The organism is Paraburkholderia sp. GAS42 (genome assembly GCF_050436565.1).
Classification (GTDB): Bacteria; Pseudomonadota; Gammaproteobacteria; order Burkholderiales; family Burkholderiaceae; genus Paraburkholderia.
The window spans coordinates 13,051-26,592 of the sequence record NZ_JBNDML010000023.1; the positions used below are offsets into that span (position 1 = coordinate 13,051).

Here is a 13,542-nt window from a genome sequence, read left to right on the forward strand (position 1 = left end):
CCGTGACGAGACGGAAGGGCGGCGCATCTAAAGGCACCTTAGTTTTGAACGGCAATCTGAATAATAATCCGGCCTCAGCCGGAGATAGAGCACTTCGCTCTAAAAAATTGCCCCTTCTCGGGGGCACGCATGCTGGTTAATGAGAGCGCCGATCTCCTGGCGTCGTCCGAATCGGCCAGTGCTATCGCTAAGGCGCGTGCTTCAGCGAAGTCTGTCGGGCATACGCTGAAGGCGATCGTTGATACGGCGCCTAAGCTGCCGGTGTTCGCGGATCCGTGGTCGCTGCCGAAGGTTGATATTGGTAGCGCGTCGCTGTACAAGCATCTGGAAAAGCTGCTGCCTTTTGCCAAGCTCGACATCACGCACGAAGGCGTATGCCTCGATGCCGCTGCGCTGGCGTGGTCGATTTGCATACGTCATTGCAACACCGTGCCGGTGAAAACCAGTGTCGACGCCATCATATCCGGCATCCGGTGGACGGGCGCACCGCTGCACCCCGACACCCTGGCGGCAATGCAGTCCGCTATCGAAACGCTGGTCGACAAGCGCAAACGCGAAGCGCTGGCGCACGTAAGTACTTCTCCTGAGGTGTTGGCGCGTCACGATCATGTCGTGCTCGACAAGCTGCCGGAGCTGACCGAAGACGACTACGCCGGCGGCATAGTGTTGTGGGCACCGATGGCAAGCGGCAAGACGCGCCATGTCATCAAGCCTTTCGCGGAGTGGTCGCGCGACGCAGGAGAGGGCCGGTTCGTCGCCGTATTTCCGCGCCAAAGCCTGACGCGCGAGGGCACGAATGTACTCAGCAAGGACATGCCTGAAGGGCGCGCCGTCGCGCACTATGAGGCTGTCGACAAAGAAGGCGCATTCGGCGTCGACCTGCTGGGCACGTGCCTGCCGTCGATCACCAAAGAATCGCACGCGCAGATCATGGGCGAGTGCAAGTACCTCGTGATCGACGAGCTCACACAGAACCTCGGGTTCATCCCGGCCGATATGTGCCGCACGAAAGACGGCGACAACCAGGACGTCTATTTCAAGCTGAAGTCGATGATCGGAAGCGCGAGGTGCTTTATGGTCGCCGACGCCGACATGAATGACCGTGCGATCGCGTTTCTGGAAAAGTGCCGGCCAGAAGGTGAGCGGCTCAAGATTTTCGAGGTCCGCAAAGCCGCCCACAAGATGCCGGCTCGATTAGGTCACGACGATCGCGATCACCTGATCCAGCTCGCGGAAGCCTCAGCGTTTCTGGAAGCCGATAAGCCTATCATTTTCGCGTGCGAGACGGTCAACCTAGCGACCGACGTCGAGCAGTACCTGCGCGATGAGAACCCGACCAAAAAGATCCTCCGGATCGACGGCGACAATAGCGGTCACCCCGATCAAGCTGCATTTCTAGCTGACGCTGAGAACGAAAGCCGGAAGTGGGATGCGGTCATTCACACGCCGGTGATCTCGAGCGGCCTGTCGATCACGCACAAGGTTTTCAACCCGGAAACGGGCAGGGACGAGTGCGTGCCGCACTTTCATCATGCGTTCTTCGTTGGAAACGGTCACGCGATCAAGCCGTCTGACGCGCTGCAGATGATGCGCAGGGTTAGATACGTGACCGGATTCACGGTCGTCACCATGACGAACAACCGGCGGGGCGGCATCAACGACGCCGACGAGCTGCTCGACGCACTTGAAGACGGCGCGCGCCTCGAGCACCGCCCCGACGAGGGCAACGCCGACGGCGGCGACAACGAGTTCAACCGGTTCGTGGCGGACGAAAAGACGACGGCCCTGCGCGCACGCGTGGCTCAGTTCGCGGCCGGGCTGCGATGGATCATGGAATACGACGGGTTCGCACTCGAGGCCATTGATCAGACTGAGCAACAGGCCGACCGGCTGCAGCGCGACATGCTGGCTGAGAAGTACGACGAGCGGGTCAAGGCGGCCATTCTCGCTGCCCGTGATCTGGAAAAGGAAGGATTCGACCAGATGGACCGTGCGGGATCCAGGACTGAGGAGGAGCTCGCAGAACTGCGTCGCTACTGGATCAAGGCGCGCCTTGGTGCCGATGCGCTCGACCATGACGACGTATGGGATGCGTGGCTCAATGGATCCGGCGTCAAGCTGCTAGATCTGTTCATGGCGGCCGTCGATGGCCGGGCAGATACGCGCAATCAGGCCGTGCTGCTCGCGCACCGTAAATTCAACGCGGCGCGTGTGCGTGGTCTCGGGTACCTGTTCGACGGCGACGCGGTCAAGCTGTCGATGATCAGGCCGGGAATGTTCTTCACACAGGACATGGCCGATGAGATCGTGAACCGGGCGATAGCCAAGCGCAAGGTGTTGTCGGCGATCGGCGTGGTTCCGGAGTCGATGGGCGAAGGCGCGACGTACACCCCGCCGGAAGGATCGATGAGGCTGGCCCTGTCGATGTTCAGGCGGATGGGTCTGAAGTTCGATCGCGTCGATCCCGTGAATGGCATCTACGCGATGAAGGACGAATCGTTCCTGTTCATGCGCCGGTGGGCAGACATGCGCCGTGAGGCGATCGGTATCGGTGCGCGCGTAGTCGACCCGCTGGTGCCGGCGGCGCCTACGACCCTCGATCAGACCGTGTGCGACGTGTTGCACCAGTTCGGCGGCGGTGATTTGCCGGGCGCAATTTCTGCCGCTGTGCTGCTGACTGCGGTCAACGAGCGGATGCCGGAGGATCGGAAGGTGGGGAAGGCTGACGAGCTGGCTAAGCCCTTGCGGCTGGCTGGGATGGCTCGGCACGGCGTCGACAAGAAGCGGGTCAAGTGGAACGGCAAGATGCACAGCGTATGGGTTATTGCCAACACGAAGCCGAGCGATGCGCAGGCCCGCTTAGTCATGAATGAAGGGCTGAAAAACGCCTCTCGGGAAAAGGATCACCTTTTACACATCAGTCCTGTTTTAAAGAATCTATTGAAACACCCGGGAAGTGTAAAAGGTGAGCCTTCCCAAGAAGCGACTGGATACCACGTCGACGAGCCCGTGAATCTGCCCGTGCCGGGCAACGACGGCGAGCGGGATCTGAACCCTCTGGCAGCGATGGACGACGGCGCCGGATACCGTGCCAAGGGTGCAGCTAAGCGCCCCGCGAAGCGGATTCTGCCGAACTACTCGCACTTGTCGCGCGAGGAGATAGACGAGCTGATTTTCGGGTGATGGAAGGATCGGCACCGTGAACGTGATTAGGATCACGGCGCCGAACCCCTGCGGCGACGGTCGAGCTGCTCGAGGTGATCCGGATGACGGTGTGCCGGCGACGCCTGATGATCGATATCGACTGTCCGATAACGGCGACGGGTAACCCGGCTTTCCTCCCAATTGCGCCCCGCAAAGGCCACGTCCAGCGCGGCCCGTATGCGTCGACCCGGCATTCTCCCAATTGGCGAGCGCCCCCCATTTATGCGCGCCCGGGATCCGGATGTCGTCCGGATGAGGCAAGATGGGTGCATGGTGCGGCCGTCATGGCGAGGCATCAACTCAGTGGGTTTTTCTGCAGGAGTGACAGATGAAAGACCAATACGAAAAGGCCCCGGCCGGAGCCTTCCAGCAAATGAAGGCGACGCTTGAGGAAGTCGAAGAGGATGTCAGGACGCTCGAAGAAGAGGGCCATCCTATATCGGCGGAGATGCGCCGAAAGCTTGAAAAGCTGCGAGTTCAGTTTGCGGCTCTTAGCGGGGAGCGGCTCGACGACAAATGACGTGCCGACCGACTACGTCGACGACGAGATGAACGGCCGAATCGCGGAGGCCTGCCGGGAAGATCGTGAATCGCTGGAATACGCGGTAGCCTGGTGAGCGAAGGGATCGGCAACCGTGAACGTAATCGGGATCACGGCGCGCGAACCCCCGCGACGACTGGCGAGCCGCTCGACATGATGATGCGCGACGGCGCCGTGTCTAGGTCATGACGACGTGGCGATGCCGTGACCGTGTGCGGCGGGACGGCGTCGCCGATGGTCTGCCGGATCGCATGCTCGAGTTCGAATGAAACGGCATTCCCTGGACAGCGACTCGGACGCTCTGAAGCGTTTTGGGGCCAGATTCGCTACACTGTGAGCACTTTTGGAGCGGCGAAATATGCAGCGGCTCTATCGACACGAACGCGAAGCGCAATCGACAGGTGAATCTTCATGCGAGGTCCGATGACAAACGCCGAAATTCTCACGCTTGTGTTCTCCGCCGTGATCGCGGTTACAGGGGTCATCGGAGCGATCATTTTCAACAACCAATTGTCCGTAATGCAAGGGCAATTGAACGTGATGCGCGCCGACCAACGCCCTTGGATTTCGCTCAGCATGCAAGCTGATGGGCCATTGGTTCACGACGCAACCGGCTGGAGCTTCCTCGTAAAATACAGCGTGGCGAACGTCGGGAAGTCTCCCGCTGCTAACGTTGATTTCGTCGCAACGATGATCCCGTGGGGGCCGCCGCAGCCCAACAGTGATGGCTCGCCGACGACGTTCCCTGACGCCACAGCAGACATACATGCCGCCACTGAGAACATCTGCAATGCTATGGAGGGTTTCGGCGGGGCGGCAGGATATGGCCAAATTCTGTTTCCCGGCGAGCAGCAAGGGCAGCAGTTTCGCGTGCACCCCAACGGCACGATCGCCGGCACGGGTTTTGTCCGTGATTTCATCGTTATCGGCTGCGCCACATACAAATTCCTCGGCGATCCCGTTACCCATAGGACCGTGAGGATTATTGACGTGTCCAAAAGCGCCTATGGCCAGTTGATTCATCTTGGCGGAGAGACCATCCCGCTTGAGGGGCTCGCGCCCATTCCACATCCCGGCGGGACCTTCGCCAATTGATATCCGCTGTGCCAGGCGTCCAAACAGGCGCCGGTAGCAGAAAACAGCGTGCATAGCGTCCGAGCGGCTGTCTGCGCTGGCCCGCGCGACGCCTGTTCGTCGTGATGCCAAACTGTTCGTGTTGCATCTCGAACATGACGAACGAACAGGGCGATTTATGGCTGCAGCACCGCACCCACAAAGGGATGAAGCGATTTCCGTCATTCGGAACATGACGGCGTTTCACGGCCAGGCGGAGGGCGAACGACTCGCGCGTGCGAAGTATTCCAGTATTCCCAAGGGCACCTTTAGCGGCTGGCTGAAACAGGCAAGACTACCTGCTGAGCCGCCGTCGCTGGCTGTGCCGTGCTCGGCGGCGGCAACCGGCGGCGATGCAGCACCGCTGACCTTCGAGGAGCGGATCGCGCGGATCGATCAACACGTGCGGCTGATCGTTACACAGTGCACGGGCGAGGTTGTAGACCCGGCGACAGGCGTGCGCACGGTCAAGGCAAAGAATCCCGTCGTTTTGGGCCAGGCTGTGCGGCTGCAGGTCCAGGCGGCGGAACTGCTCACGAGGCGCGCGGAATCCGTCTGGACGACCGAAAAGCTCCAGGAGTGGGCGGAAGGGTTGATCGAGTGCATCGCAGGCGTCGTAAATCGCGCGGGCGACCGCCAGCTCGCCGAGCAGATCTTTGCAGCGATGCAGGCACACGATAAACGCTGGGCCGGCACTGGCATCCGGTTTGGCATAGCTGGGCGCGCGCCGAGCGCCACCCCGGCATTGGAAGGAGCGCGCGATGGCGAAGCCTAGAGTGTGTACTCAGGCAGATTTGGCGCGCATGTTCGGCCGCATGATCGAGACGCTCGAGGCGAATCTGGCGGCCCGAAAAGCGGCTGAAGCGCAGAAAACTGAGCAGGCCGCGGAGACCGTCGGCGAGCGGCCCGCGCGGGCACACTACGGATTCGCCGGCGAGGCTTCTGTATGACGCTCGATCAAATGATTGCTGATCGTATCGCAGGCCTAGCGCTCGACGCACCTGGCTCGACGACTGACGACACCGGCGCGGCGTTTATCGCCGGCTACGTCAAGGCATTGTCGGATCTCGATCGCGGCGCTCTGCCTGCTGACACGCTGCAGCTCGCGCGCGACGTGAGGCTCCAGCTCGGTATGCTGCGTGGTCTGTACCTGCGCGATGACGACGCCGGCATTGCCAGCGTTTTCAGGACGGTTGAGCGGCTCACAGCGGCGACGGATGCTGTGCTAACGGCTCGCCAGCGGCGGATGTTTTGGTCGGTCGCGACGGCGTAGTCGACCGCACGCATCTGCAGATACGCGGCCGCCCACGGATGGCTGCTGTCACGTCCTGCACGCTGTACGTCATAGGTGCATGTCCCTGACGATGAGGCCGACGGCGCTGGCGTACGGCGAGGTCCATGCGGACGTTTATGGACTGCCAACTCGGCGATCACAGCGCACCGCCACATTCTGTTATCCTGACTACATAGAAGGAGATCAGCATGGCAGAGCAGAATAGACCGGAAGACAGTGAGCAGGTGAACGGTGTAGATCATCGCCTGTTTGATGGGTATGACGGCTCGGCGAGGGAACCCTCAGATGACTATATCGCATATCTCATCGCTTCCGCTCCAGATGCTGTACGCGCCAGGATTGCGGAAGCCGCCAAGGAAAGAGCGGGGCGACAGAAGTAGTCGCCCTCACGGCACTGACCCGCTACACCTGCAACGCGGCGCCTACGTACGCCGTTTTAACGTCCTGCGCACGGTGTGCCGCTCGAGTGGCTCTGATCGATTCGCTATTGAGCCGCTGTGAGCTTGAGTCCCGGCCGCAACGCCTGTGAGGTCTCTTGTTGACCTTTGCGTTGGTCGGCCACCTGCTCGATACCGTTTTTGATGACGTCCTCGCAAAAAGCCAGGCGTGCACGGTAGTAATCCGCATGCATCTGCGCATCGAGGATTCGTTGCTCCGCCTGGAAAAGCTCCAGACGTAATTCCCGCAACGCTCTTTCAGCTTGTTTCTCAGGCGTGAGTGCGTTGTGCGCAGCCCAGTTCGCGATCCATCTCAGCATGGCGAAGTCCTCCTGTCGTTGGATGCTCGTCCTCTGCTACGACAAAGGCTACCAAAGTCTGGGATAGGCGTGTGTTAAATAGTAGGCGTCGCCTGTTGCAAACCGCACACAGTTCTGTCCGGTTCTTGGTATAGCGGAGACGGTCGTTCGCGGCAAACGGCGCGCCCTATCTGCGCCCGACCGAGTCATCAGATCCCGGAAGCGCTCACCTATATAGCCGCCGCGCGCCGCTGCAAACAGATCTTTTATCTGTTGATCTTCGAAGTGCATGCCGCGGTCCAGTCCCTCAAGGCTCATGGCCAGAGCACATCTCAGCGACTAACGATCGCGAGATACCAATGCGGCGTCTGGAAGTGTGCGCGCCGATAGGACAGGTTTGCAGCTAAACGCGATCTATACTGCTTGCGGTTTGCGCAGGTATGCGAAGCGCGCTGCTAGAATCGACTGATTCACGGGCACGTGCTATGCCGGTTGGGTGACCAGCTCCCCCGCGCAGAGATCGCCGGAGTGCCGCTCGTAAGGGAACGCGGACCGCAGTATGCGCAAACACACAAGAAAGATTCCAATGAGAAAAAATAAGGTCAAGGGATTTCTATCGTTCACGTTACCTCAACTGCTTGCGGCAGACGTTGGCAGCTTACAGGCTTCGGTGAAAGTGACGACGAAGATGAGCGAGGACGAACGCTCAGAGCTACATGCCGACTTACTCGCGAACAGTGAGCAATGGGTTGATGCGACTCACGCGTACGAGGCATTGCGGCGCGCCACGTGGCGCACCAAGGAGAAACTGGCTTATTGTCTGTTCCGACAGGGCGACAATTCAGGTGCGCTCGCGGTTTTTTCGCAGGCGCCTGCAAAGCAATCTCCGGTCGCACACTGCTTCCATATCTATTGCCTTCTGGACGGCAAGCAGTGGGTGCCGGATGACGTCAAGCCCCAGGTGAAACAGATATTGGCCTCAGCTTTGTCGGAGATTAGGCTAGCCCCGCGCGCTGCGTTTCGACTTCTCGATATTTTGTACGGTTCGAGTAACGACGACGCAGAGCAGCGCCAAGCGTGGCTAACGCAAGCGATCGACCTCTATCCGACGTCTCCAGACGTGCTCTCGGCGTACGCGCGCCTTGCTATCGCTCACCCTTTCGAGTCACTTGAGAATGTGAGCAATCGACTAGTGGCGAATGCTCACGAAAATACGAGTCCGCTATTCATTTGGCTGGCCTACACAGTAGCCGTTCGCGCGGGCGCAGACGCGGCCGAAGGGCTGTTGGATAACCTGCGACGGCGAGCGGACCTAGAGAACAACCGTTGGTTGTCGCTGGCAGCTGCGGAGGAGCAATTCACGGCAGGAAACTGGGATGCCGCGACCAAACTTTATGTGGAAGTTGAGCGGGGAGGCGCCGAGTTCCGGCGCTACGGGGGCAGCGAGCGGCATGATTGGGAAATAGTTGCATATGCTAGCAGGGGACGATTGGCCGTCGCTCTGTCGATGAATGACGAAAGTCTAATTCACCAGCGCGCGATTGAGTTCGAGAAGAACGTCAGACGTACGTCGGACGAGTGGCGATATGCCGGGGATGGAATCATGGGCGGTAGCCCACGGCCGTTCTGGATAGAAAACGAGATGTTCAACTATGAGCCGTGGTTCAACTTGCTGCCTCATCGTGACAGATTGTTAAATTCGGTAATTACGTCCGAATCCCGTGGTTTTTTGCGGTTGGTGTGGGCGCAGTTTGAACGAGACGAGGAGGGGGAGTTTACGGCCGATGGGTGTGAACAGATTGATCTCGCTTCTCAGGAGTTGACGCACCCCATGCTTGGTGAAGCTTTATATGAAGTCGCCAGGCGGCGGGGTGACTGGCTTGCCGCCGGCAAAGCGCTGACGCGCTTCGAGATTTTCAGGGAGCTCGAAAAGGAATGGATTGGCGATTCGATATATATGGGCGTGCTCGAAAAGGAGAAGAAGAAGCACGTGCGCGACTTTGTGAAAGGATTTCGCGATGCTGTCCAGCACGTATCGATGCAAACGGAACTAGAAGCCGCTGTATGTTTTTACGAAGAGGTGCTCCGACAGCCGCTGCTTGACCACAAGTTGCACGAGGAGATGTTGCAGTTGCTCAGTGATCTAAAGGCGCGGGCCGAGCTTGACATCGGCTTCGACTACGCGCTTGTCAATGACTTGTTGGGACGTCATGACATCGCAAAGGACGGCTATTGGTCACTTGCTCCGGAAATGCCAGAAACCGCTGTTAAGAATTTGCTTCGAATCGCATCAATCCAACGTTCCGACGCGGACATGATCCGTCTGGAGCAGATGATCGCCGGGGAACTTGCGTCCGTTGAGGGTGAGCGACGACAAACGCTCGAGAGCTTGGCTCAAAGCGTTGCCGAAAACCGCACAAAACTCTCGAACGATCCAGTCATCGTCAAGAAAGCGGCGATTGCGGCGGAACTGGCTCGGTATCCTGGCGTCGTGCAGGTGTCACATCTCACGGAGTTGCCATTTGAGGAAGCCCTGACGCTCATCAGTCTTTTTCGAGTATGTGGGGATCTGCAGCAGGACCTTAGTCTCGAGCCCTACGGATCGTCAGAGACTCCGTTCGCACCAGATTCCCACGACACTCAGGGTGTTTTTGGGTTGATGAAAAGAGGTCTAATCTCAGTTTCTCCGGACACGTCCGACGACGCATTTGATTTTAGTAACGGAGAGATTGCTTATTTCTTTCATCGAATCAGATGGCTTGTAACTGCCGAAACGCTAGATTTCATCGACCGAATAGAGCAGGTCGCGGCAAGCGGGCTGTGGCCAGGCCGGTGGTTCAGGGATGCGCCTAATGTAGTGCTTTCATTTGCAATGTCTGAGTGTCTAACGTATTTGGCGCATTGTGCCGACGAACGCAAAATGCAGGCTCCGCAGGGTGAGAAGACTCGTTTCACCGTTGCAAATGTGTTGCGCGATCATTCCGTTGCGCAAGCGTACGCGCTCATTTGGAGAAGTGCGGCAAACGCGGCTGACTACCTCGTAAGATCTGGCGTACCTAGAGCGCAGGCTGCCAATTCGATTGTGACGCGCCTCCAGACAATGGTCGACCGCGGGAGAGCGGAAGGTTGGGAGGTAAAGGGCTATGGACGATCAAAAGGCTGCCCACGCTCGCAGATGAGCCACGTGCTTTATGACGTGTTCCTAAAAGTCGGCGAGCGTGGGTTCCATGACTGCCTTACCGAAATCAATCTGCCCAATGGCAACCCCGTATTGCTGGCGGTTTCGTAATTGTTCGGAGGCTCCCGATGCTGAAAAACTTCGTCCCTCGGTACAACCCAGTATGAGTGTTCGGATGACCCGTTCTGTGCTGACAGGCAGATGCAAGACGCGGCGCGCCCCACCTGTGCTCGAGATTTGCGCGCGAATCTTGTAAGTCCTCACCAATCGAGGGCGGCGCGCAGCCGATCAAGCTACACCGACTGGCACGTCTGCCAGCATAGAAAGTGGCGGGCTCACAGGGCAGCACCCGCCTCCGCCAGGGCGAAACGTGGGATGGGCTACCGCTGCGGGGTTTCCGGTTTCCCGACACAACAAAACCGGCCTAAAGAGGGTGCTCGCTCAGATAGACGCGCAATGCCGCGTTCATTCGCGCCTGCCATCCTTCTCCGGTCGCGCGAAACGCCTCGAGCACGGCGACGTCGTATTCGAGCGCGATCTCCTCTTGCGGCGTTGCCGGATGACCTGGTTCAGGAATCGTCTCACCATGCGCGCGGATATCGGCGACTGCCTCAGCGACTACCCGCCGGATTCCGGCCATGGCCTCCTCGGGCGTCTGCGCAAGCCATGATAGAGAAGGAAATTCGGCGCACAGTCCGGCGTATTCCCCGTCATCCGGGGACCACGCGACGCGGTAGGTGTAGTGATCAAGGGGCATCGCTTACCTCACGCGGGGTAATCTCGGCCTCTATGCGCTCTCCGAAGGCGCGCTGGGCGATCTTAAGGTCATAGGCCTGCTGCAAGTTAAGCCACGACGCCGCGTCGCCGCCGAAGAACCTCGCGAGACGCAAAGCCAGCTCCGCCTCGACTTCACGGCGCTCGTGCACGACGTCTTCGATTTTAGAGGGTGCCGAGCACAGCGCATTTGCAAGCGTGTTCGTCGTCATGCCTAGGGGCACGAGGAACTCCTCGCGCAAAACCTCGCCTGGATGAACCGGGCGCAGGCCGTTTTTCGGCCGCGCGCTCATCTGGCTAACCGACTCGATCAGACCGCCTTCAGGCTGCTCCATTTGCTTATCCATTGCGATTTACTCGTGAATGTTTAGTCGCGCTTCTGGCGCTTCGTGGCGACGTCGATGAGCGCCCGCATGTCGGCCAGTTCCTGGCCGTGTGGGATGCCGGGCCGCGTGTCGGCGAGCGAGCGCTCGACCTTGGCGCGAAACCAGCAGTCGTATGCTTCGGCTTCTTCGACCGTCAAAACTGCGATTCGATGGGTGAAAGGGGCGTCGTCATGAGATTACTCGCGGATCTGTGCTCGAGCAACGGTGCCCGACTCATTCTACTGCGCGAGTGGAGAAACGCCGCGCCTCACTCCATGTAATGTGCGACAAACGCCCTATATTCGTCTTCCGATTTGCACGTTCGCTCATTGCCGGTTGATGCGACTAATCTGCAGACTGCGGGTGGCACTTTGTCAAAGCTCTTGCCCTCTTGTGGCATCCAGTCGTATTCGGCATATGTCCGATTTTCATAGGCGTCAAATAGAGACTTGAACTGAAAGCCGCCTTTGAGCATTGTTTCCAGGGTCATAAAACACTGGTTGTGCTCCGCGCTGTAGTGGCTCTGGTAGGTAGCGCTTATGACATCGCCGGTTGATTGATCTTCCTTGTACCCTAGCCGATGAAATGTCTGCTCTGCCTGAGAAGCGCACTTCTGTTGAAGATCAAAACTCTCCCGTCTTGCCTTGTCAGCCAATCTCGCCGACAGGCTTTGAATCTCGGCGGCTTGCAGGCGGTTTGCGTCAATCTCGTTCTTGAACTGCCACGTCACACCGAGGAGCGCCACTAACAGGATGGCGCAAACTATTCTCATCAAAATGACCTCCGTGAATTACCTTCATCCAGAAGACCGCTAACCTGCGGTGGTCGCGGCCTTTTGCTCGGCGATGATCCTCTGCACGGTGCCGGTGCCGACGCCTACCTGTTTTGCGATCTTCAGCATGCCTAGGCCGGTCGCGGCAAGTGCGAGAATCTGTTCCTCACGAGGTCCGGCAATCCTCGGACGTCCGAATGTCTTCCCCTGCGCGCGTGCGCGATCAAGGCCGGCATGAACGCGCTCCTGGACCATCGCGCGTTCGAACTCAGCGAATACCCCGCACATTTGAAACATGGCGCGGCCCGCCGGCGTCGTCGTGTCGATGTTCTGCTGATGCAGGTATAGGCCGACGCCTTTCGCCCGGATCTCCTCCATGAAGTCGATCAGATTAATCAGCGATCGACCCAAGCGGTCGACGGACCATGCCGCGATCAGATCAAACTCTCGCCGGTTCGCTGACTTCAGCATTCGATCGAAGTCCGGACGCTTGTCGCGACCCTTGGCGCCACTCACGGCGTGGTCGACGTACTCGGCGACTATTTCCCAACCGTGACGCTCAGCGGCGGTGCGCAGCTCGAGCAACTGGTTGTCTGTGGTCTGTGAATCCGTCGATACGCGGGCGTATAGCGCGACTCGTTTGTTCTTCGGCATCGTCGTGCATCTCCGGTTGGATGCCGGGATCATAGGTCGGACACATACGAAAAACAAGTGATTTTCGTATGACCCAAAAATCGGCCGCAATCGGTTGTCGCACCGTTGCCGTTTTCGCCCCCGATTTCTGTATGGCCGTCCCGCGTTCAAGTCGTGATTGCAAAGTTGGTCTGTCTACAGAACCAACGAGATTAGAACGATGACCATGACGACAAGCCGCCCCGATGACGGCGACCACCTCGAGCGTGTACGGCGAGCAACGCGTACGCACGCAGCTGCACAGCGCGCTGCTGATCGTCTGGAGTATCGCCGCCCAATCACACCTGCGATGCTGGGCCGGATCATGCACACCTGGGTGTCAATGGCGCTCGCCGCAGGATCGGCAGCATGAGTACCGGTCTGCTGACTCAAGCGTTGGTCGATACTGCCGGCCCTGGCGAGCACTACGACGGCGACGACACGCGCCTCGAGCTCGTTGTCAGTGTGGACCGCAAGCGGCGGCAATACCGCGTGCGATCGGGAGTGGGCGTATCGCGGAGCGCGGAGCGTGTCGGCGCAGTCAGCATGTATTCGCTTGAGCAGGCGCGCACACGTGCTGCACGAATCTTGGCGCAGCTCGCTGCCGGCGACGCGAATCCGGAAGCGCTAGAGCGCAAGCGCGCGCAGACGTCGGCGAATATCGGAGGCTTCTTCGATTCGTGGGCACGTAGCCGGCAGGGATGACGCGACGCACTCAATTCGAATCCTGAGGAGGGGTGCCGCTCCCCCCGATGAAAGCCGCCTCCGGACGGTTTTTTTTCATCGATACCATCTGGTGTCGGTCGTATCGGCTAAGCAATTGATTTTAAAGGCCGGATACCAAAAATACCGAGATACCATTCCTGCGAGAAGATATATATAGGTACGTAGAC

At 59.1% G+C, this 13,542-nt stretch carries 15 protein-coding genes; 9 read left to right on the forward strand and 6 right to left on the reverse strand.

The features are described from left to right. The first annotated feature begins 129 nt into the window (after positions 1–129). The 7 genes from P3T16_RS27760 to P3T16_RS27790 all read left to right on the forward strand — a co-directional run bounded on the left by P3T16_RS27760 (position 130) and on the right by P3T16_RS27790 (position 6,532). Complete coding sequence (locus P3T16_RS27760; RefSeq protein WP_429344735.1) at positions 130–3,183, forward strand: DEAD/DEAH box helicase family protein; 3,054 nt, start codon at positions 130–132, stop codon at positions 3,181–3,183. Between the two features lie 349 nt (positions 3,184–3,532). Then, positions 3,533–3,724: a hypothetical protein gene (locus P3T16_RS27765; protein ID WP_429344736.1), complete on the forward strand. Its 192-nt coding sequence runs from the start codon at positions 3,533–3,535 to the stop codon at positions 3,722–3,724. Between the two features lie 444 nt (positions 3,725–4,168). Continuing rightward, complete coding sequence (locus P3T16_RS27770; protein WP_429344737.1) at positions 4,169–4,840, forward strand: hypothetical protein; 672 nt, start codon at positions 4,169–4,171, stop codon at positions 4,838–4,840. 211 nt (positions 4,841–5,051) lie between these two features. Further along, positions 5,052–5,633 (forward strand): hypothetical protein, encoded by a 582-nt coding sequence (locus tag P3T16_RS27775; RefSeq protein ID WP_429344738.1) that lies wholly within the window; start codon positions 5,052–5,054, stop codon positions 5,631–5,633. After that, positions 5,620–5,808: a hypothetical protein gene (locus P3T16_RS27780; RefSeq protein ID WP_429344739.1), complete on the forward strand. Its 189-nt coding sequence runs from the start codon at positions 5,620–5,622 to the stop codon at positions 5,806–5,808. The genes P3T16_RS27775 and P3T16_RS27780 overlap by 14 nt, the downstream gene beginning before the upstream one ends. Continuing rightward, positions 5,805–6,131, forward strand: coding sequence for a hypothetical protein (locus tag P3T16_RS27785; RefSeq protein ID WP_429344740.1), 327 nt, complete (start codon positions 5,805–5,807; stop codon positions 6,129–6,131). Before P3T16_RS27780 ends, P3T16_RS27785 begins: the two co-directional genes overlap by 4 nt. A gap of 209 nt (positions 6,132–6,340) precedes the next feature. Next, positions 6,341–6,532, forward strand: coding sequence for a hypothetical protein (locus tag P3T16_RS27790; RefSeq protein WP_429344741.1), 192 nt, complete (start codon positions 6,341–6,343; stop codon positions 6,530–6,532). A 104-nt stretch (positions 6,533–6,636) separates the two neighbouring features. On the opposite strand, the gene P3T16_RS27795 is transcribed toward P3T16_RS27790, so the two are convergent. Beyond that, a complete protein-coding gene (locus P3T16_RS27795; protein WP_429344742.1) occupies positions 6,637–6,909 on the reverse strand; it encodes a hypothetical protein in 273 nt (90 codons plus the stop codon). Positions 6,910–7,447: 538 nt separating this feature from the next. On the opposite strand from P3T16_RS27795, the gene P3T16_RS27800 reads away from it, so the two are divergent. Beyond that, positions 7,448–10,177, forward strand: coding sequence for a hypothetical protein (locus tag P3T16_RS27800; protein WP_429344743.1), 2,730 nt, complete (start codon positions 7,448–7,450; stop codon positions 10,175–10,177). A 313-nt stretch (positions 10,178–10,490) separates the two neighbouring features. Here P3T16_RS27800 and P3T16_RS27805 read toward each other — a convergent pair whose 3' ends face one another. The 5 genes from P3T16_RS27805 to P3T16_RS27825 all read right to left on the reverse strand — a co-directional run bounded on the left by P3T16_RS27805 (position 10,491) and on the right by P3T16_RS27825 (position 12,664). After that, positions 10,491–10,823, reverse strand: coding sequence for a BrnA antitoxin family protein (locus P3T16_RS27805; RefSeq protein WP_429344744.1), 333 nt, complete (start codon positions 10,821–10,823; stop codon positions 10,491–10,493). Beyond that, complete coding sequence (locus P3T16_RS27810) at positions 10,813–11,133, reverse strand: HigA family addiction module antitoxin (protein ID WP_429344798.1); 321 nt, start codon at positions 11,131–11,133, stop codon at positions 10,813–10,815. Before P3T16_RS27810 ends, P3T16_RS27805 begins: the two co-directional genes overlap by 11 nt. 74 nt (positions 11,134–11,207) lie before the next feature. Beyond that, complete coding sequence (gene relB / locus P3T16_RS27815; RefSeq protein WP_429344745.1) at positions 11,208–11,363, reverse strand: type II toxin-antitoxin system RelB family antitoxin; 156 nt, start codon at positions 11,361–11,363, stop codon at positions 11,208–11,210. 110 nt (positions 11,364–11,473) lie between these two features. Further along, entirely contained in the window at positions 11,474–11,980 is a 507-nt protein-coding gene (locus P3T16_RS27820) for a hypothetical protein (protein WP_429344746.1), read from the reverse strand. A gap of 36 nt (positions 11,981–12,016) precedes the next feature. Next, on the reverse strand, positions 12,017–12,664 hold the full coding sequence (locus tag P3T16_RS27825) for a recombinase family protein (RefSeq protein WP_429344799.1): 648 nt from the start codon (positions 12,662–12,664) through the stop codon (positions 12,017–12,019). A 354-nt stretch (positions 12,665–13,018) separates the two neighbouring features. Here P3T16_RS27825 and P3T16_RS27830 point away from each other — a divergent pair, with 354 nt between their 5' ends. Next, on the forward strand, positions 13,019–13,354 hold the full coding sequence (locus P3T16_RS27830; RefSeq protein ID WP_429344747.1) for an integrase arm-type DNA-binding domain-containing protein: 336 nt from the start codon (positions 13,019–13,021) through the stop codon (positions 13,352–13,354). The last annotated feature ends 188 nt before the right edge of the window (positions 13,355–13,542 follow it).